Below are 22114 nucleotides of genomic sequence, written 5' to 3' on the forward strand. Positions count from 1 at the left end.
ACAGTAATTACAACATCTTTGCTCACTATACTATACCCATTTAAATACTTATTTATGAATTACTAAATAATATCTTTTTTACTACTTCAAATAATGTATGTCTCATTCAAAAATGTTTAACAAAGTTTTCATAAATACAATATGTTAACAACTTCTATTGCTTAAGATATAACTATATAATTGATAATGATTATTATTATGAAAGAGTGATGAATATGTTGAATTTAAAGACTGGTATTTTAGAAAAAAATTATACAATTAAAAGTATGGAAATCGAAAACAAATACTTGATTCAGCGTCTTAACGCTTTAGGTTTAGCCCCTGGATCAAATGTAAAAATTAAACAAAAATGCTTATTTAGAGGCCCTTGTATTCTAGAAATAAATGGTCAAAATTTAAGTATTCGTGGTTGTGATGCATGTCATATTTTACTAGAGGAATCTCATGGCTAATAGTTTCTGTATTTTAGGGAATCCTAATGTAGGTAAAACCTCGTTATTTAACGCTTTAACTGGTACATACGAATATGTGGGTAACTGGAGTGGCGTTACTGTAGAGAAGAAGGTAGGACGTCTTAAAGCTAATGCTGGAGAGCTCATTGATTTACCGGGTATATACGAATTATCTCCTATTTCAAAAGATGAGACTGTGGTTACCGACTACTTATTAAAAAATGAATTTTCTGGCATGATTAATATCATTGATGCTAGCCAATTGAAACGAAATTTACAACTCACGATACAATTAATGGAACTCGGTGCACCAATAATTATAGGGTTAAATATGATTGATGTTGCTGCGAAACGTGGCATACATATTAATCAAGACGCACTCATGAAAAAATTAAAAGTACCTATACTTCCTATTATCGCTAGAAATGGAAAAGGTACTAAAAAATTATTAGATGCACTAAATGATGCACATTTATCTAGAAATTCCCCATTACATATCAATTATGGTGAAGCTATAGAAAACACAATCCAAAACATATCAGAACAGCTACTAAAGCACAGTAATTTCGACAGGCACTTATTACGTTTTATCGCCATACAATTTTTGTTAGATAATATAAAAATCTATGAACTTCTCGATAAAACTTTAATTAATCTAATTGAACCTTTACGCCAAAAATTAGCCGCTTCTCAATCCATTGATATTCGAGCAGTAATCCAACAAAAACGAAACAATTATATAGATCATTTGTTAACTGATGTCGTCGAATATCCTGATGAAGAACGACAATATTTTTCATCACGTTTAGATAAATTATTAACGCACAAATTCCTTGGTATTCCTATATTCCTAGGTATTATGTGGTTGATATTTCAAATCACATTTACTTGGGTCGGCACACCAATATCAGACCAACTTGATGAATTTATTGGGGGAAGACTGACCGACACTGTTAAATCCGTAATGGAAAGCATTAGTTTAGTGCCGTTTCTACAGTATTTAATCACTGATGGTATTATCGCCGGTGTAGGTGCAGTCATAGTATTTGTACCTCAAATCATGGTACTTTTCTTCTTTATTTCATTATTAGAAGACTCTGGGTATATGGCACGTATTGCTGTACTCATGGACAGAATTATGGAAACCTTTGGCTTAAGTGGTAAATCATTTATTCCTATGATTATAGGATTTGGCTGTAATGTGCCTAGTATTATGGCTGCACGTAGTATCGAAAGTGAAAAAGAACGCCTTACAACAATCTTAATTGCACCTTTTATGTCTTGTTCAGCACGGCTTCCAGTTTATGCTTTATTTGTTGGTGTATTCTTCGCACAACATCAGGCTTTGATTGTATTAAGTCTTTATATCCTTGGCATCGTTGTAGCTTTGGCTACGAGTATAATCTTGACTAAGACTTTATTGAAAAATGATGACTCGGTATTCATAGTAGAATTACCAACATACCGCATGCCATCTATCAAGACATTATGGCGAAGCACATGGGAAAAAGCTAAAGGTTTTGTAAAAAAAGCAGGTACATTTATTTTTGGTGGCTCTGTTGTGATTTGGTTATTAAACTACACTGGACCTAGTGGGTTTAATGTAGACGTCAATGATAGCTTTTTACATGCAATTGGTAGCTTCTTTGCCATTTTCATAGCACCATTAGGCTTTGGTACGTGGCAAGCTGGCGCGACTTTAATTCCTGGCTTCCTTGCAAAAGAAGTCATTGTCAGTTCAATGGCAATTATTTATGCTTCCGATGAGTCAGGATTAGTCAATATTATCCAAGAACAATTCACACCATTATCTGCATATGCATTTATGATATTTATATTATTATATATACCATGTTTATCAACCGTAGCAACTATTCGAAAAGAAACTTATTCACTTAAATGGACTGTACTAGCAGTTGCGTATCCTCTAATTGCTACCTATGTATTATCGTTCATTTTCTATCAAGTTGGACATCTATTTATTTGAGGGAGTAATTTTATGACTATTTTAATTAATATTATTGTCTTTTCCGCAATATTTAGCTATACCGTATATACACTCACTAGATTTATTAAAAGGTCCAAATCTGGAAAGTGTAACTCTTGTGGTTCAAAAGACGGCTGTATAATTGAACGTAGAAAAAACTAAACCAAATGCCGAAGAGATTGGGACATAACCCCCCAGACGCTTCGGCATTTTAATATTTTATCTTAATTAACATCTTTATATACTTATACTTTACCAACAAATACTAAAATAGCATCCTTAAGAAATTGTGTACCGCCTTCAACATGTTTATCATAGTAGTCAGTAAAAGTAGCATCGTTAACATACATTTCTGCTAGCCCAGCATGAGCTGCTTTAGAGTATTCAGGCCATGTATACATGAGCCAAGCTTTGTGTTTTGCTGCTAATAATTGTGCAGGTTCGGAAGCTGAATCACCTGTTTGGTATGCTTCAGATAGCAAATCGATAATTTCTTTTTCCAAATTCTTCCAAGCATCGTAATCTGTTTGTGTCATATTCTTAAATTTTTTATTGCTTTGATCTATGAGGTCATCTCCATATTGCATTCTGATTTCTCTTCCATATTTCGTTTCATTTTCTTGAATAACTTTTTCTTTGAATCCTTCAAATTTTTCTTTATCTTTCATGATAATTTCTCCTTTATTATTAGCAATCGTTTTTTCAACTGTTTGAATCATTTTATCGAGGCGTTCACGTTGTTGTTTTAAGTTATAATAATGGTTTTCTAAAGCTTTCACTCTATTAAATGTCGGTTGTTGGATAATCTCTTTAATTTCATCTAAACTGACCTCTAACTCACGGTAAAATACGATTTGTTGCAGTATATCGACTTCTTCTTGTTCATATATGCGATATCCAGATTCATTAATTCTAGCTGGCTTAAGTAAACCTATTTGGTCATAGTAACGTAAAGTTCTATTACTTACGCCTGATAGCTCAGCTAATTGACTTACTGTATAGTTCATCATTGACCTCCTTTCAAATTTCACTTTACACCCTTACGTAACGTAAACCTCAAGGGGAAATTTATTATATATAGTATTATTAACCTCAAAAACATGGTTTGCTATTAAAATTAATTATTATTTCAACTTACCATACTAATAATATTTTAATATAACTGAAATAAAACTTATTTTAAAGACACTTTTAAATGTTTGATAAAATAATTGTCGGGAATACTAATACAGTGGTGAAATATTACATTTTTAATAATCTTAAAGGAGGGCATTTAAAATGACAAATAAACTTTATAGAGCATGTAGAAAAGTTCAAACCTAGATACTGTAACTTAAATAACTTACTAATTAATTTAAGTTCTAGATAAATTTATCTAAAAGTATTACTACAACTTTCACTTTCGCTTTTCAACAACGATGCCGCTATTAATTAATGTCTTACAGTCAACTACCCCAATGCGTTAGTATTTGTGACAAAAATTCCAATTGATGTTCATTACAAATACTTTTTATTTACCATTAGAAGTATAGTTAGGACACATACTTACATTTCAATATTTAACTAAGGGACTAAAAACCATTTTGTCGAGAGTTTAACTTTTAATAAATAGATAGAGGTGATTCTATGAAAATAGAAGATTGCATCGAAAATTTTATTCTCAGTATTAATGAAAAAAATTCCTAGCTTTTTTGTAACTTGTTAGGGCCTAGGGAACTCTCCAAATTAAGAAAAAAGTTATATATTAGTAGAAATTATATAAGTATTAACAGATATGTCAAAGAACGATATTTAGAGAAACTATCTCGTTTAGTATCTCCTCTATATTCATATGAATATTTCAAAATTGACAATAAATATATTGTTAAGTATAAATTTTCTAAAAATAAATCGTATTTTATAACTGAATTTAACGTTTCAGAAAATGAAAATGGCTCTTTAATTAGTTTGAATATTACTAAAATCCAAGCTAAGATATAACCTGTTATACAATCCTTGCAGTTAATAATTCATCTTATTATAGGGGAAAAATGGTACATTAACCCCTATCTATTTAGTGTAAATAAAAGGAAAGGTTTCTCAATATTGTAATAGAAACCTTTCCTTTTTATTATGTGTTATTAATTTGTTTTAGCTATCCAATTAGTTTAAATTTATCACCGAAACATGTAATAATCCTCTCGGAAAAACAATAATATTCACTATTTTTGTCATTTAAAAATAAAAGTACTTATTAGTGCGATTATTAAAAATGTACCTACAACTAATATAAAGCTGTACCAAAATGTAGCTACATTTCTTAATTTAGTAGTCTTGACCTCATTTGGGTCGTTACCTTTCATAAACGCAACGATACGGTCATAGGTTTGTATATCGTATGATTTCTTAATGCTATCCACTTTAATAGAAGCCGTTATCCCAATGCCTAATAATATAACTTCAGTTATCGTTCCAACTGTTCCCCAATAATACATTGCTGGGCCAATTAAAATCGCGGCCATTAGCATTGGCCATATCATTAAATGCGTCCACAAGTTAAAGCGAGCTTTTCTTAATTTTTGCTCCATAATCTCTACATCTCCTTTGACTAAATCGTCTAAAGAAACATCGAACAATGAACTAAGCATTAATAAATTATGCACGTCAGGATAACTCCTATCATTTTCCCAGTTTGATATTGTTTGTCGTGAAACATATAGTTTATTAGCTAAGTCTTCTTGAGAAAGTTGATCACGTCGGCGGAAATATTTAATTTGATAACCTAGATTCATTGCTTTTTGCTCCTTTTATTAGAGAGTAAGATATATTATATTATTAGACTATCAAAGTTCTTTAACATCTGCATAATTATCTTTGTCTAAATACTTTTACATACTGTTATGACAGCTTTTTTAAGACTTCCTCTAGACAGACAAACAAAAAGAGCGAGATTGAAACCAATAAAGTTTCCTATGCTCGCCCTCACGATAATCATATATTTAGGTATTAAGTAATCATTTAATTACTTAATTTTGCTAGCTGTATATATTCCATAGTTAAACATTCATCACATCTATACAATTAAATGATTGATATGGCTAACTCAATTAATGTAGTTCTTCTTGACCACGTTTGTTCCAGGTTAGTATGAAGCTAAGCATTGCTAAAATACTAATAACAGTTAATAATACAAAGCCAATATCCCAACCAAAATGTTGCACGACAAATCCTAATACGATATTAGCCATTACAGCGCCAAATAAATAACCAAACAATCCTGTTAATCCTGCTGCAGTTCCAGCTGCTTTCTTAGGAACATAATCTAATGCCTGTAAGCCAATTAACATTACAGGTCCGTAGATAAGGAACCCAATAGCAACGAGTGAGACATTATCTAACCAAGCGTTACCAGGAGGATTCAGCCAATATATAAGTACAAATATTGTTACACCCAACATGAAGAAAAATCCTGCTGGACCACGACGTCCCTTAAATAATTTATCGGATAGATAACCGCATAGTAATGTACCAGGGATACCCGCCCATTCATATAGGAAGTACGCCCAACCTGACTCACTTAGATTGAATTGCTTCTCTTCACTTAAATATGTAGGCGCCCAATCTAACACCCCATAACGTACAAAATAGACAAATATATTTGCAAAGGCAATTGCCCATACCCATTTATTATTCAGAACATATTTAAATAAAATTTCTTTCGTAGTCAGTTCTGTCTCTAATGTCTGTTTAGATGATGTAGAATAATCATTATTATAATGTTCAATGGGTGGTAGCCCCTGTGATTGAGGAGTATCTCTAATTAAACAGTATGAAATGATCGCAATAATGATGGCTAATATTGCTGGATAAATGAATACACCTTCAAAACCTTTTAAGTACCCAAAATTATATAGTGCAGTCATGGAGATACCCCATGTCGCTATAGGAGCCATTAGACCCCCACCTACATTATGAGCTACATTCCATATTGAAGTCTTACTACCACGTTCACTGACGCTATACCAATGGACAAGAACACGTCCTGAAGGCGGCCACCCCATACCTTGGAACCATCCATTTAAAAATAGTAACACGAACATAATTGTAATACTTGATGTAAAAAAAGGCACAAAACCAAGTAATAAATTTACAATTGCCGTTAGTATTAAGCCTAAAGTTAAAAATATGCGCGCATTACTCCGGTCACTAATGGTTCCCATTATAAACTTACTAAAACCATAAGCAATCGAAATTGCTGAAAGTGCAATACCAAGTTCACCTTTACTGAAGCCCTCCTCGATTAATGATGGCATCGCTAATGAAAAGTTTTTACGTAATAAATAATAACCTGCATAACCAATGAAGATACCTAAGAATACTTGAAAACGTAATTTCTTGTATGTATCATCAACTTGCTCCTCAGGCAAAGGTTCTATATGTTTTGCTGGTTTCAAAAATTTAAGCATTGAATCACTCCTGACTTAATATACTTTTGATATATGATTTATAAAATATCATCATTATATTATATTCAAAAGTAAAATATAGCAAGGCGTTTTGCAGATTTTTTATAAAATAGATAATCGTTTATTATTAGTTGGATATTAGAAAAAGCGAGGATGCAAAATTAAAAATTCATATGCTCGCTTTTCTATAAATAATTATAATATTTTGTTATTAGTCTATTTAATAAATTGACGATTTATCTTCATCATATTAAATACAATTTTTGACTAATATTACGTTACCTGCTGTTGCTGATATGGAATAGGATGATCTAATTCAAATTGCGCACCGGCCGTCATTTTCTTATATTGATAACCGAAGTAAGCAACCCATAATATGGTCAACACAAATGCGAGTATATAGCTCAAATTAAGGTCTAAGCCTAAACCAATTTTCTGGCTTAAAATATAAGTAAATATATTCCAAGTCATAAATACAGCTGGTATCGCTGCAACCCAGAAATTCTTTTTCGCAATTAATAAATACATGGCACCTACCCATAATGCCACTACAGCCGTTGTCTGGTTAGCCCAAGAGAAATAACGCCATAAAACTGTGAAGTCAACCTGTGTTAACCCAAAACTTATAACAAATAATGGTGCAGCAACTATAATTCTTTTTACAATACTGCGCTGTCCATAATTCAAATAATCTGCAATAATCATTCTTGCACTACGGAAAGATGTATCACCACTTGTTATCGGTAATATGATAACGCCTAATACAGCAATTGTACCGAAGACAGAACCTAATAATAGATGCGAAGCTTGACTAACTACTAACGCCGCTTCACCTCGCGCTAATACATCATTTAAGCCATTATAGCCATTAAACAGACTCATTCCAGCTGCTGCCCATATCATTGCAATAATACCTTCTGCAATCATCATACCGTAAAAAATGAAACGACCATTCTTTTCCTTATTAGTTGTTCTTGAAATAATAGGTGTTTGAGTCGCATGAAAACCAGATAATGCGCCACAAGTAATAGTAAAGAATAATAATGGAAAAATAGATGCGCCATCCGGATGCATATTCTTCAAGCTTAACTCAGGAATAGGAGCACCTGTTTGAATAAGACGGAATCCAATGCCTACTGCACTTACTAAGAGTAAAGCACCAAATATTGGATATATACGCCCAATTATTTTATCTATTGGTAAAATTGTAGAGAGTACATAATATACAAAAATAACAAATATAATAATACCTAGAGCAATACGACCATCCATTAAATTATGTAAAAGTAAGGCAGGACTTGTTACAAAAACTGCACCAGTTAACAACAATAATAAAATTGAAAAAATATTAACGAAATGTTTCATAACTTGTCCTAAAAATTTACCTGCAAGTTCAGGTAAATGCGCCCCTTTGTTTCTTATCGAAATCATTCCAGTTAAATAATCATGTACAGCACCTGCAAATATACAGCCAAAAACAATCCAAATAAATGCTACTGGACCATATAAAGCCCCCATAATCGGACCAAATATAGGGCCAACTCCTGCAATATTCAATAATTGGATTAGTGAATTAGATGATGTTTTCATAGGTAAATAATCTACATTATCCCTTTGATGATAAGCTGGCGTAGGACGCTCTTCTTTTGTACCGAACATTTTATCGATATATTTCCCATAAGTGAAATACCCAATAATAAGTATAATAATAGAAACTATAAATGTAATCATGTTACCATTCCCCCCTTAAGATAACGTGAAATCGTTTTCTTAATTTAATCACAAATAGTAATTTTTCACAATATTCCGTTATTTTTTTATTCTAATTTGTTTCACAGAAAGTCTTAATATTATTATATGAAGCACAACCCATGTTCACCTAATTTTTCCAATTGATTACCCAATTTAACAAAGCTAACTATATGGCTAGTTTTCTATTATTGCAAAATACTGTTGTTGCAAATCAGATGACACACATATGAAGCCTACTAATATAAAACAATCAATAAATAGTTAAAGGTCGAGACAAATGGATGCCTCGACCTTTATTATTCTAATATTTATATAATTTAATTTTTATTTCATAGTAATCATCGTGATCTTTAGCTTGATGTTCGAATTTAATACCACTTTTTTCAATAGACTCTAAACTTTGACCAACTGCTTCACGTGCATCAGTTAAGTCTTTTTCAAACTCAAATCTACGGGCTTTAACTTTTTCAGGGCCAAGTTTTTGTTTAACTCGTGCTTCTGTTTGTTTAACATTTAGCTTTTGGCTAATAACTGTTTCGACCAAGTCAACTTGATCTTCTTCTGATAAACTTAACATCGCACGTGCATGACGCTCTGTAATCTTGCCTTCACGTAGACGTTCTATTACTTTAGGCGCTAGTTTTAATAGTCTTAATTTATTTGCTATAAAACTTTGGCTTTTACCGACACTTTTAGCCAATTCACTCTGCGTGGTATCACCAATATCTAATAGCTTCTTATATGCTTCCGCTTCTTCTATGACAGATAGATTTTCACGTTGAATATTTTCAATTAAAGCTACTACAGCCGTTTCTTCATCATCTAAATATCTGATGATTACATCCGCATGTGTTTTATTGAGTGTTTGTAACGCTCTAAATCTACGCTCACCAGCGATGATTTCAAACATATCTTCTTCGATTGGACGTACTACAATCGGTTGTAGCAAACCATGTTCTTCTATAGATTCTGCGAGTTCTTTAATCTTATTTGGCTCAAATACTTGTCTCGGTTGATAACGGTTTGGCACAATGCGTTCGGTATGAATAGATTCAACGTTATTATGATCCTCTTCAATATAACCAACAATGTCATCTTTGTTCTTTAAACCAAATAATTTAGAAAAAGGTTTCTTCATTTATTATGCGCTCCCTCTAAATTAATTGTATTGAATTGAATTCTTTCTATTTTTCAAGTAACGGTGACTTATTCGGCGTTCCTGGTTTTCTTGGATATTTCTTAGGTGTTTGACTTCTTTTATCAATGATAATCATCTGTCTTTCACCTGCGTTTTCAGGTAATTCGTATGAAATGGTATCCAAAACTTTACCACCTAGGACACCTATACCAAAACGTGCTTCTTCCAATTCTTCTTCACCTTTAGAAGATTTTAAAGCAATAAATTGCCCACCTTTTTTAACTAATGGAATACACAATTCACTCAATACCGATAGTCTTGCAACTGCACGTGCAGTCACAATATCATAAGACTCCCTGTAGACTCCCTTACCAAATGTTTCAGCACGATCATGTACAAAACTAACATGCTCTAAATCTAAAGCATCTGCCAATTGGTTTAAAAAGTGTATTCGTTTATTCAATGAATCTACAATCGTAACTTTTAAATTTGGAAAAATAATTTTTAAAGGAATGCTAGGAAAACCAGCACCAGCACCTATGTCACATATTGTTAATTCTTTAGTTAAATCCGTATAAAAACTAGCCGCAATTGAATCATAAAAATGTTTCAAATATACTTCATGTTCCTCTGTAATACTTGTTAGGTTCATTTTTTCATTCCACTCTACAAGCATTTGATAATACGTTTGAAACTGTTGTTGTTGTTTGTCTGAAAGTTCAATTCCATGTGTACTGAGTTGCTTAGTTAACCATGTTACACTCATTTTAATTATTCACCCTTTGAATTTTACCTTGTTCAAGAAATACAAGTAAGATTGAAATATCGGCTGGATTCACACCTGAAATACGAGAAGCTTGCGCAATATTTAAAGGCTTAACTTCTGCTAATTTTTCTCTTGCCTCCGTAGCTAAACTATCCACTTTGCTATAGTCTAAATCCTCTGGAATTTTCTTCTCTTCCATACGTTTAACTTTTTCAACTTGTTGTAATGACTTATTGATATAACCTTCATATTTTGTTTGAATTTCAACTTGTTCTTCAACATCTGAAGGCAATTGATGTGCTTCATCCAAGATTTCAAGGATTAAATCATATGTCATTTCTGGACGGCGTAGTAATTCTAAAGCTAATATGCCATCTTTTAGACGTGAACCGCCTTGTGCTTCAATAATTGCTTGTACACGTTCATTTGGTTTAACACGAATGCCCTGAAGACGTTCTTGTTCTGCTTTAATCATGTCGCGTTTTTCATTGAAGCGTGCATAACGTTCTTCAGAAACCATACCTAATTCATAACCTAAATCTGTTAAACGTAAATCAGCATTGTCATGTCTTAATAGTAAACGATATTCTGCACGAGAAGTTAATAAACGATAAGGTTCATTTGTACCTTTAGTAATAAGATCGTCTATAAGTACACCGATATAAGCATCCGAACGACTTAAAATGACTTCTTCTTTACCTTGAACTCTAGCTGCTGCATTAATACCTGCCATAATACCTTGGCCGGCCGCTTCTTCATAACCAGAAGTCCCATTAATTTGACCAGCTGTATATAAGTTTTTTATTTTTTTAGTTTCAAGTGTTGGCCATAATTGTGTAGGTACTAGCGCATCGTATTCAATTGCGTAACCCGCACGCATCATGTCCGCTTTTTCTAAGCCAGGAATAGTTTCTAGCATTTGACGTTGTACATGCTCTGGTAAACTTGTTGATAAACCTTGAACATAAACTTCATTTGTATTTCTACCTTCTGGTTCTAAGAATAACTGATGACGCGGTTTATCATTAAAACGAACAAACTTATCCTCGATTGAAGGACAGTATCTTGGACCAGTACCTTTAATCATACCTGAGTACATAGCTGATAAATGTAAATTATCATCAATGACTTGGTGTGTATCACCATTTGTATACGTTAACCAACATGGTAGTTGATCTAAAATATACTCTGTTGTTTCAAAACTAAATGCTCTACCCACATCATCGCCAGGTTGGATTTCTGTTTTAGAGTAATCGATTGTTTTTGCATTAACACGTGGCGGTGTTCCTGTTTTGAATCTAACTACATCAAATCCAAGTCCTCTTAAGTTATCAGCAAGTGAAATTGACGGTAATTGGTGATTTGGACCACTAGAATACTTCATGTTTCCTAGTATAATCTCTCCACGTAAAAACGTACCTGTTGTGATGATTACTGCCTCTGCCCAGTATTCAGTTCCAATATTCGTACGCACGCCTTTAATTACATCGTCTTCAATAATTAAATCATCCACCATACCTTGCATAATATCAAGGTTGTCTTCATCTTCAATTACTTTCTTCATTTCTTGTTGGTATAACACTTTATCGGCTTGAGCACGTAAAGCTCTAACGGCTGGTCCTTTACCAGTATTTAACATGCGCATTTGAATGTGTGTTTTATCAATTGTCTTGGCCATTTGACCGCCTAATGCGTCAATTTCACGTACAACAATACCTTTTGCTGGACCACCAACTGATGGGTTACATGGCATAAACGCGATGTTATCTAGGTTAATTGTTAACATTAACGTTTTAGCACCACGTCTCGCTGAAGCAAGTCCTGCCTCAATACCAGCATGCCCGGCTCCTATTACTATTACATCATATTCTTGAGCCATAATTTTTCCTCCTTATTATTTTCCTAAGCAGAATTGACTAAATAACTGATCAATCAATTCATCGCTTGCGGATTCTCCGATAATTTCACCTAAAATTTCCCAAGTTCTAGTTAAGTCTATCTGTATCATATCCATTGGTATACCTGTTTCTGCTGCATCTATAGCATCTTGGATTGTATTTCTTGCCTGTTTCAGTAACGAGATGTGCCTTGAATTCGATACATATGTCATATCTTGATTTTGAACATCGCCACCAAAGAATAAATCTCTGATTTGGATTTCTAATTGATCGATGCCTTCTTGTTTTAACATAGACGTTTGTATCAATGGCATATCGCCAATCATTTCTTTAACTTCATCTAGATCCAATTGTTTGTCTAAGTCCATCTTATTTACGATGACTATGGCATCTTCATTTTTAATAACTTCGTATAATTTGCGGTCTTCTTCAGTTAATCGCTCATTATAATTAAGTACAAATAAGATTAAATCAGCTTCGCCAAGTGCTTTTCTAGAACGCTCTACACCAATACGTTCTACTATATCTTCAGTCTCACGTATACCAGCTGTGTCTACAAGCCTTAATGGTACGCCTCTTACATTAACGTATTCTTCTAATGTATCTCTTGTTGTTCCAGGTACTTCAGTCACTATAGCCTTATTATCTTGAATAAGATTATTGAGCATAGATGATTTACCTACATTTGGTTTACCAACTATTACTGTAGCTAATCCTTCTCTCATAATCTTACCCTGCGTACCTGTATCAAGTAATTTATTAATTTCAGTTTTAATTTTATTGGATTTATCCAATAATACTTCTGTTGTAGCATCTTCTACATCATCATATTCTGGATAATCTATGTTAACTTCAACTTGTGCGAGGATTTCGAGAATGGATTGTCGCTGTCGTTTGATCATATCACTTAAACGACCTTCTATTTGATTCATCGCAACTTTAGACGCACGATCGGTCTTAGAACGAATAAAATCCATAACTGCTTCGGCTTGAGATAAATCAATACGACCATTTAAAAACGCACGTTTCGTATATTCACCCGGTTCTGCCATACGCGCACCATATGTCATTGTTAATTCTAATATCCTATTTATTGTCAAAATACCGCCATGACAGTTTATTTCAACAATATCTTCTCTTGTAAAAGTTTTAGGTGCTCTTAATACACTGACCATAACTTCTTCTACTACTTCATTTGATTCAGGATCAATGATATGACCATAATTAATGGTATGAGATGCCACATCTTCAAGCTTTTCTTTACCCTTAAATAACTTATCTGCAATTTCTACTGAATCAACACCAGATAAACGTACAATTCCTATGGCTCCTTCGCCCATTGGCGTGGATATACTCGTTATCGTATCTAAATCCATCATCCATCTCGCCTCCTTTTTAAACTCATTTTTTGTCATTATAATATTTTAAAGACTTTCCTATTAAAAAGCGAACATATTGTTTCGAAAAATTTAAATATATGTCAAAGGTAAGGCTTAGGTTTGTCTGAGGTTAGACTTACTTCTGTCTTATTTCAGCCTCCCCTACCCTACTCAAATACGCTTGTTAAAAACTTTTGCTATTTTCAAAACATGTTCTAAGCTAGCCTGTATTTGTAAAGTGTCCATGTGTTTTGCTGGTTGCCTTGCAATTACAATAATTTCTATTGGTATAATATCTTCCTTATGAACTTTAAAGTTTTCTCTAATTGCTCTCTTAATTCGATTTCTAACAACTGCATTACCCAACTTTTTAGAAACACTAATACCTAATCGAAAATGTTCTAGCTCTTTATTAACTTTTGTATATACCACAAACTGTTTATTAGCTACTGATTTTCCTTTTTTATAAATGAATTGAAAATCACTATTCTTTTTAATTCGGTACGCTTTCTCCACCAAACATCACTCACTTATCTATTCATTACATATATTCACATCTATATATGTTATATCTATATATGTTATATCTATATCCATCATTGACTTAAAACAACAATTAAAATCAGCGTATCCAATAATCATTTTGCTAAATTAAAACCAAAAAAAAGACCACTGATGAGTCAGTGATCTTATGCTGATAATACTTTACGGCCTTTACGACGACGACGCGCCAAGACTTTACGACCATTTTTTGTGCTCATGCGTTTTCTGAAACCATGAACTTTACTATGTTTACGTTTATTTGGTTGATAAGTACGTTTTACCATGCAAAAACACCTCCATCTTTATTCGGTTCTATACTATTATAATAGATAAATTAATATACGTTTCTGCCTTTAAGTCTTGATTTAACTGTTATTAATTTCTAGTCATAATTCAAGCAACTACTACAATATAACAAAATATATTTTATAAAGCAAGTATCAATTTAAGTGGCGCTTCTAAAATAGCTTCAGAGCAATAATACTATTTCTTTAACTATTTATAATGAAGAAACTTAACAACTATCACTTCAATATTGTTGTTGAATTGTATCATACTCCCTCTTTTAAACATAACCCTCTATGCCTATTTTCCATTATACATTTTTCATACATGTTTTATAAATTATTTCCCAAGCCCACAAAATGCTAAAAATTTGGTATACTGTTTATTCCTTAAAGTTATCCACTTATACACAGTGGAACATTACATATTTGTGGATAAATTATATATTATTCACAGGATTCCATACGATTTAACAACATATTCACACCCATTTGACAGAGGTTCATGTTAAAAAGTATAATTGTGTGGATAAGTCATGTAGATATTGATAGATACAGGGTTTAATTTATTAAATTATATTGTAAAAGTCTGTGTATAAATCATAGAACTAGATTAGTTATCCACCGATTGTGTGTAACTTGTGGATAATTATCAACAGCCTGTGATTCTTTTTAATTACACTTGTTACTTTTGTGTATAACTTTTAAAATTTACGAAAGTTGGAGTTAGTTATTATGTCAGAAAAAGAAATTTGGGAAAGAGTTCTAACCTTAGCTCAAGAAAAAGTTAGTTATCCCAGCTATCAAACTTTTCTTAAAGATACGAAACTTTATCAACTACAAAACAATGAAGCCATTGTAGTTATAGATGATCCTTTTGTTGCTAATTGGTTAAAATCGAATTACGTTGAAATTGTTCAAAGTGCCTTGTATGAAGCCATTGGTCATGAAATTATGCCTGTTTTCTATACAGAAGATGAATTGGAAAACTTAAATCCAAGTAAAAATCAAGAAACTAATGAGGCTGAGCAATTCAAAAAAGAATATACACCTGGCGTAGATGAAGCTGCGATTGGTGGAGAGCAATTCAATACGCATAATACATTTGAAACATTTGTTATTGGACCTGGCAACAGATTTCCTCACGCAGCAAGTCTTGCAGTTGCTGAAGCGCCTGCGCAAGCATACAATCCTTTATTTATCTATGGTGGCGTTGGTTTAGGTAAAACCCATTTGATGCATGCAATTGGCCATTATGTATTAGCAAACAATCCTGATGCTAAAGTTATTTATACCTCAAGTGAAAAATTTACCAATGAATTTATTAAATCTATTCGAGATAATAAGACTGAACGTTTTAGAGAAAAATATCGTAATATTGATGTACTTCTCATTGATGATATTCAATTTATTCAAAATAAAGAGCAGACACAGGAAGAATTCTTCCATACGTTTAATGAATTACATCAAGCAAATAAGCAAATAGTTATTTCTAGTGATAGACCGCCTAAAGAAATTGCTAAACTTGAAGATCGACTGCGTTCACGTTTTGAATGGGGACTAATCGTTGATATTACACCGCCAGATTATGAAACAAGAATGGCAATTTTACAGAAAAAAATTGGCGAAGAAAACTTAGATATTCCCACTGAAGCACTTACTTATATTGCAAATCAAATTCAGTCAAATATTCGTGAACTTGAAGGTGCATTAACTCGCGTATTAGCATTTTCGAAATTACAAGGTCAACCTATTACAACTGAATTAACAGCTGCAGCGTTGAAAGATATTATTCAAGCACCTAAATCTAAAAAGATTACCATACAAGATATTCAAAAAATTGTTGGCCAATACTATAGTGTGAAAATTGAAGACTTTAGTGCCAAAAAACGTACAAAATCGATTGCATATCCTAGACAAATTGCGATGTATCTTTCACGTGAATTAACGGATTTTTCACTTCCTAAAATTGGCGAAGAATTTGGTGGACGTGACCATACTACTGTTATTCATGCACACGAGAAAATTGTAAAAGATATACAAAATGATCCAACATTTAAACAAGAAGTTGAAAATTTAGAAAAAGAAATAAGAAATCAGTAAAGCATTCTGTACTATAACAGTTTTATGGTAGTTTATTTGAGGAATAACATGATGGAACTATTTTTGTGAATTGTGGATAATGTGTAAAAGTCATACACAGTGTGCACAAGTTATCCACAATCTTTAAAGGACGACACTATCACTTAAATTTGAGTTATCCCCTAATCCACAAGCCCTACTACTATTACTACTGTTTTAAAACCTATATAATTTAATATATAAACGACTGGAAGGAGTTTAATATGATGGAATTCACAATTAGAAGAGATTATTTTATTAATCAATTAAATGACACGTTAAAAGCCATCTCACCAAGAACAACATTACCAATCTTAACTGGTATAAAAATTGAAGTTAAAAACAACGAAGTAATACTTACTGGATCTGATTCAGAAATATCAATAGAAATCACTATCCCTAAACAGGTTGATGGTGAAACAATTATTGAAATTGCAGAAACTGGCTCAGTGGTACTTCCTGGTCGTTTCTTTGTAGACATTATTAAAAAATTACCAGGTAAAGAAGTTAAATTATCTACCAATGAACAATTCCAAACATTAATAACATCTGGTCATTCTGAATTTAATTTAAGTGGTTTAGATCCTGATCAATATCCGTTATTACCACAAGTTTCTCGTGATGATGCAATTCAATTGTCAGTTAAAGTACTTAAAAACGTGATAGCACAAACGAATTTCGCAGTGTCCACCTCAGAAACACGCCCAGTACTAACTGGTGTTAACTGGCTTATACAAGATAATGAATTAATATGCACGGCTACTGATTCACACCGCTTGGCTGTAAGAAAAGTAGCTTTAGAAGACGATTCTGAAAATAAAAATGTCATCATTCCAGGTAAGGCATTATCTGAATTAAATAAAATTATGTCTGACAACGAAGATGATATCGACATTTTCTTTGCATCTAACCAAGTACTTTTCAAAGTGGGTAACGTAAACTTTATTTCACGTTTATTAGAAGGTCATTATCCTGATACGTCTCGTTTATTCCCAGAAAATTACGAAATTAAGTTAGGCATTGATAACGGTGAATTCTATCACGCAATTGATCGTGCATCATTATTAGCACGTGAAGGCGGAAATAATGTAATAAAATTAAGCACAGGTAATGAATTAGTAGAATTATCTTCAACATCTCCAGAAATTGGTACTGTGAATGAAGAAGTTAAAGCAAGTAATGTAGATGGGGGCAATTTAAAAATTTCTTTCAACTCAAAATATATGATGGATGCACTTAAAGCCATTGATAACGATGAAGTGGAAATAGAATTTTTCGGAACTATGAAACCATTTATTTTAAAACCAAAAGATGATGACTCAGTTACACAACTTATTTTACCAATTAGAACCTACTAAGTTAGTATTAAGTGTGAATAAGTGAGCCATAGCAACTAAATTAAGTAGCATATAATTTTATATGCATAGCATGAAACAGTTAACTAAGCCATATTTAAACTATTTTATTAACTGACTGATTAACTTTGCAGGAGCGAGACTATGAAACCAATTTGTATATTGGTTTCTGTCCGTTCCTTTTTTTATGGAAATTTAACAGAATAAAAGTAATGTGACACATTAAAACGTGTATACAAGAAAGGGATAATGCTAGAAAGTGAGTAGATTAAGAGAAGGTAAAATAAATTTTAATGATTAGAAGCATGTAGAAAGCCAATATAAGCAAAAAATAGACATTAGTGGACCGAACATCGTAATTCAAAAAAATACGCTAAAAAATAGCTTAAAATGCAAATTTTGGTTAAGCACATAAAAATCATGAATTTTATAGCAACACTTTTAATTTGTTTTTTAATAATGATTTGTACATAGATTGATATTAATTTTAAGGAAATAGATTATTAATCATTAATTTTTGATATAATATTATTAGTAAAGAGCTGTTATAAACAACTTTGAAACTAAATATAAAAAAATAGTTAAAATAAGTTGAAAGAAATCGCTTACTCACTGTATTTTACATGAAATTTTTCGTAAAAAAAGGTATAATATATAAGTGAGCTTAAAAGAAATGGAGTGATTGATTTGGTTGAAGAAGTAATCGTTGATGGGGACATTACTTTAGGACAATTTCTAAAGACAGAAGGTATTATCGAATCTGGCGGACAAGCAAAATGGTTCTTACAAGATTTTGACGTCATGATTAATGACGAGCGTGAAACACGTCGTGGTAAAAAATTAAATCATCGAGATAGCATTGTTATACCAGAAGTCGGTTCATTTTTGATTTTACATCAAGGTGAAGAATGAAATTAAAGAAACTCCAACTAGAGCATTATCGAAATTACGAGTCAATCAGTTTAAATTGTCATCCTGACGTAAATATTTTGATTGGTGAAAATGCTCAAGGGAAGACAAACTTACTTGAATCAATATATACCTTAGCATTAGCAAAAAGTCATCGAACATCTAATGACAAAGAACTGATACGTTTCAATAGTGATTATGCTAAAATAGAAGGTGAACTTAGCTATAGATATGGCGACATGCCTTTAACGATGTATATTACCAAAAAAGGCAAGCAAGTTAAAATCAATCACTTAGAGCAAAGTAGACTGACACAATATATAGGTCATTTAAATGTCGTATTGTTTGCGCCTGAAGATTTAAACATTGTCAAAGGATCGCCACAAGTTAGACGCAGATTTATAGACATGGAACTTGGTCAAATATCTGCGGTATATTTAAATGATTTATCACAATATCAGAGGATTTTAAAACAAAAAAATAATTATTTGAAGCAACTGCAATATGGTCAAAAGACGGACAGCACAATGCTAGAAGTCTTAAATCAACAATTTGCAGAGTATGCGCTCAAAATTACACAAAGACGTGAACATTTTATTAAAGAACTTGAATCACTAGCTAAACCTATCCATTCTGGTATTACCAATGAACGTGAAACATTGTCACTAGAGTACTTGCCAAGCATTAAATTGGCAGATGGAGAACAAAGTGAGACGGAACGCTTAGAGGAAGTCTTAACTTTACTTAATGACAATATGGAACGTGAGAAAGATAGAGGCGTATGTTTATATGGTCCTCACAGAGATGATTTAGGTTTTAATGTAAATGGTATGGACGCTCAGACATATGGTTCGCAAGGTCAACAGCGAACAACGGCGCTATCAATAAAACTCGCAGAAATTGAGTTGATGAATATTGAAGTCGGTGAGTATCCAATATTATTGCTAGATGATGTATTAAGTGAATTAGATGATTCGCGTCAATCTCATTTATTGAGCACTATTCAACATAAAGTGCAGACTTTTGTAACGACGACATCCGTAGATGGTATAGAACATGAAATTATGAAAAACGCTAAACTTTATCGCATTAACCAAGGCGAAATTATAAAGTAACAGAAAGTGAAGGTGGAAGCATTGTCAGATGTGAACAACACGGAAGATTATGGTGCTGGACAGATACAAGTATTAGAAGGTCTAGAAGCGGTACGTAAAAGACCTGGTATGTATATAGGATCAACTTCAGAAAAAGGTTTACACCATCTTGTATGGGAAATTGTCGATAATAGTATTGATGAAGCACTTGCAGGGTATGCTAACCAAATCGAAGTTGTTATTGAAAAAGATAATTGGATTAAAGTAACAGATAATGGGCGTGGTATTCCAGTAGGTATACAAGAAAAAATGGGACGTCCAGCAGTTGAAGTTATTTTAACAGTACTTCATGCCGGTGGTAAATTCGGCGGCGGCGGATACAAAGTTTCTGGTGGTCTACATGGTGTAGGTTCTTCTGTAGTTAACGCCTTATCTGAAGACTTGGAAGTTTATGTATATAAAGATCGTCAAGTTTATCATCAAGCTTATAAAAAGGGTGTTCCTCAATTCGACTTGAAAGTAGTTGAAGAAACAGAAGATGATAATACTGGTACAGTGATTCGTTTTAAAGCGGACCCTGAGATTTTTACAGAGACGACTGAATATCACTATGAGACATTACAACAACGTACAAGAGAACTTGCTTTCTTAAATAAAGGCATTTCAATTACTTTAAGAGATGAACGTGGTGAAGAAGTCAGAGAAGACACTTATCACTACGAAGGTGGTATTAAGTCTTACGTTGAGATGTTAAATGAAAACAAAGAGCCATTACATGAGGAGCCTATATATGTCCATCAAACAAAGGATGATATTGAGGTTGAAATAGCGTTACAATACAACAAAGGCTTCGCAACTAACTTATTGACTTATGCGAATAACATACACACTTATGAAGGTGGTACACATGAAGAAGGCTTTAAACGAGCACTTTCTCGTGTATTAAATAGTTATGGTATAAGTAGTAAAATTATCAAAGATGATAAAGAGAGACTTTCAGGTGAAGATACACGTGAAGGTTTAACAGCGATTGTCTCAATCAAACATGGCGATCCACAATTTGAAGGGCAAACAAAAACAAAATTAGGTAACTCTGAGGTACGTCAAGTTGTTGATAAATTATTCTCTGAGTTGTTCGAGCGCTTCTTATTAGAGCACCCGCAAGTAGGACGCATTGTTGTTGAAAAAGGTATTATGGCTTCTCACGCACGTCTTGCTGCGAAAAAAGCACGCGAAGTGACACGTCGTAAATCTGCTTTAGAAATTTCGAGTTTACCAGGTAAACTTGCAGACTGTTCTAGTAAAGATCCTTCCAGAAGTGAAATCTTTATCGTAGAGGGTGACTCTGCCGGCGGGTCTACAAAATCAGGTAGAGACTCAGAAACGCAAGCAATTTTACCATTGCGTGGTAAGATATTAAACGTTGAAAAAGCTCGCTTAGATAGAATATTAAATAATAATGAAATCCGTTCTATGATTACAGCATTTGGTACAGGGATTGGTGGAGAATTTGATTTAAGTAAAGCTCGTTACCACAAAATTGTATTAATGACTGATGCTGACGTCGATGGTGCGCATATCAGAACGTTGTTATTAACGTTCTTCTATCGCTTTATGAGACCGTTAATAGAAGCAGGCTATGTATATATTGCTCAACCACCTTTATTCAAATTGACACAAGGTAAACAAAAGTATTACGTGTTTAATGAACGTGAGTTGGAAAAACTTAAAGCTGAGTTAGATCCTACGCCGAAATGGTCAATTGCACGTTATAAAGGTCTTGGTGAAATGAACGCAGACCAATTGTGGGAAACAACAATGAACCCAGAAAATAGAGCTATGTTACAAGTATCATTAGATGACGCGATAGAGGCAGATCAAGTTTTTGAAATGCTCATGGGAGACGTTGTTGAGAATCGTAGACAGTTTATTGAAGATAACGCAGTCTATGCCAACCTAGATTTCTAATACAATGAACTGAATTTTGAAGG

The 22114-nt window shown here is 33.0% G+C and carries 18 protein-coding genes; 8 read left to right on the top strand and 10 right to left on the bottom strand.

Annotation, left to right across the window (positions count from 1 at the left end; translation table 11 throughout):
• Positions 1–215 precede the first annotated feature (215 nt).
• From D9V42_RS05425 to D9V42_RS05435, 3 genes are read left to right on the top strand one after another with little or no spacing between them, the layout of a single operon-like run.
• Positions 216–452, top strand: coding sequence for a FeoA family protein (locus tag D9V42_RS05425; protein WP_122063628.1), 237 nt, complete (start codon positions 216–218; stop codon positions 450–452).
• On the top strand, positions 445–2439 hold the full coding sequence (gene feoB, locus D9V42_RS05430; RefSeq protein WP_122063631.1) for a ferrous iron transport protein B: 1995 nt from the start codon (positions 445–447) through the stop codon (positions 2437–2439). The genes D9V42_RS05425 and feoB overlap by 8 nt, the downstream gene beginning before the upstream one ends.
• Positions 2440–2451: 12 nt before the next feature.
• The gene (locus D9V42_RS05435; protein WP_107556331.1) at positions 2452–2601 is read left to right on the top strand and encodes a FeoB-associated Cys-rich membrane protein; all 150 of its coding nucleotides are present in this window, start codon (positions 2452–2454) and stop codon (positions 2599–2601) included.
• Between the two features lie 83 nt (positions 2602–2684).
• Here D9V42_RS05435 and D9V42_RS05440 read toward each other — a convergent pair whose 3' ends face one another.
• From D9V42_RS05440 to rpmH, 10 genes are all read right to left on the bottom strand, one after another.
• Positions 2685–3446 carry a MerR family transcriptional regulator gene (locus tag D9V42_RS05440; RefSeq protein WP_122063634.1) on the bottom strand — a complete coding sequence of 254 codons (762 nt, stop codon included), beginning with the start codon at positions 3444–3446 and terminating at the stop codon, positions 2685–2687.
• Between the two features lie 1203 nt (positions 3447–4649).
• The gene (locus tag D9V42_RS05450) at positions 4650–5210 is read right to left on the bottom strand and encodes a helix-turn-helix domain-containing protein (protein ID WP_122063636.1); all 561 of its coding nucleotides are present in this window, start codon (positions 5208–5210) and stop codon (positions 4650–4652) included.
• A gap of 315 nt (positions 5211–5525) precedes the next feature.
• Entirely contained in the window at positions 5526–6884 is a 1359-nt protein-coding gene (gene glpT, locus D9V42_RS05455) for a glycerol-3-phosphate transporter (RefSeq protein ID WP_107556399.1), read from the bottom strand.
• Between the two features lie 273 nt (positions 6885–7157).
• A complete protein-coding gene (locus tag D9V42_RS05460) occupies positions 7158–8615 on the bottom strand; it encodes a carbon starvation CstA family protein (RefSeq protein WP_122063639.1) in 1458 nt (485 codons plus the stop codon).
• A 322-nt stretch (positions 8616–8937) separates the two neighbouring features.
• A complete protein-coding gene (locus D9V42_RS05465; RefSeq protein ID WP_107554721.1) occupies positions 8938–9774 on the bottom strand; it encodes a ParB/RepB/Spo0J family partition protein in 837 nt (278 codons plus the stop codon).
• Positions 9775–9820: 46 nt separating this feature from the next.
• Positions 9821–10540, bottom strand: coding sequence for a 16S rRNA (guanine(527)-N(7))-methyltransferase RsmG (gene rsmG, locus D9V42_RS05470; protein WP_107554720.1), 720 nt, complete (start codon positions 10538–10540; stop codon positions 9821–9823).
• Position 10541: 1 nt separating this feature from the next.
• Complete coding sequence (mnmG, locus tag D9V42_RS05475) at positions 10542–12419, bottom strand: tRNA uridine-5-carboxymethylaminomethyl(34) synthesis enzyme MnmG (RefSeq protein ID WP_107554719.1); 1878 nt, start codon at positions 12417–12419, stop codon at positions 10542–10544.
• Positions 12420–12434: 15 nt separating this feature from the next.
• A complete protein-coding gene (mnmE, locus tag D9V42_RS05480) occupies positions 12435–13814 on the bottom strand; it encodes a tRNA uridine-5-carboxymethylaminomethyl(34) synthesis GTPase MnmE (RefSeq protein ID WP_107554729.1) in 1380 nt (459 codons plus the stop codon).
• Positions 13815–13988: 174 nt separating this feature from the next.
• Positions 13989–14333 carry a ribonuclease P protein component gene (gene rnpA, locus D9V42_RS05485; protein WP_107554728.1) on the bottom strand — a complete coding sequence of 115 codons (345 nt, stop codon included), beginning with the start codon at positions 14331–14333 and terminating at the stop codon, positions 13989–13991.
• A gap of 173 nt (positions 14334–14506) precedes the next feature.
• On the bottom strand, positions 14507–14644 hold the full coding sequence (gene rpmH / locus D9V42_RS05490; protein WP_000240855.1) for a 50S ribosomal protein L34: 138 nt from the start codon (positions 14642–14644) through the stop codon (positions 14507–14509).
• Between the two features lie 735 nt (positions 14645–15379).
• On the opposite strand from rpmH, the gene dnaA reads away from it, so the two are divergent.
• The 5 genes from dnaA (at position 15380) to gyrB (ending at position 22091) form a co-directional block, all read left to right on the top strand.
• Positions 15380–16747, top strand: a complete 1368-nt coding sequence (gene dnaA / locus D9V42_RS05495) for a chromosomal replication initiator protein DnaA (protein ID WP_017723675.1) — start codon at positions 15380–15382, stop codon at positions 16745–16747.
• Between the two features lie 242 nt (positions 16748–16989).
• Positions 16990–18123 (top strand): DNA polymerase III subunit beta, encoded by a 1134-nt coding sequence (dnaN, locus tag D9V42_RS05500; protein WP_026113537.1) that lies wholly within the window; start codon positions 16990–16992, stop codon positions 18121–18123.
• Positions 18124–18798: 675 nt separating this feature from the next.
• Entirely contained in the window at positions 18799–19032 is a 234-nt protein-coding gene (yaaA, locus tag D9V42_RS05505) for a S4 domain-containing protein YaaA (protein ID WP_171914394.1), read from the top strand.
• The gene (gene recF / locus D9V42_RS05510; protein WP_107554718.1) at positions 19029–20144 is read left to right on the top strand and encodes a DNA replication/repair protein RecF; all 1116 of its coding nucleotides are present in this window, start codon (positions 19029–19031) and stop codon (positions 20142–20144) included. The genes yaaA and recF overlap by 4 nt, the downstream gene beginning before the upstream one ends.
• Positions 20145–20156: 12 nt before the next feature.
• A complete protein-coding gene (gyrB, locus tag D9V42_RS05515) occupies positions 20157–22091 on the top strand; it encodes a DNA topoisomerase (ATP-hydrolyzing) subunit B (RefSeq protein WP_172592890.1) in 1935 nt (644 codons plus the stop codon).
• Positions 22092–22114 lie beyond the last annotated feature (23 nt).

It is taken from the genome of Staphylococcus pseudoxylosus (genome assembly GCF_003697915.1).
Lineage (GTDB): Bacteria > Bacillota > Bacilli > Staphylococcales > Staphylococcaceae > Staphylococcus > Staphylococcus pseudoxylosus.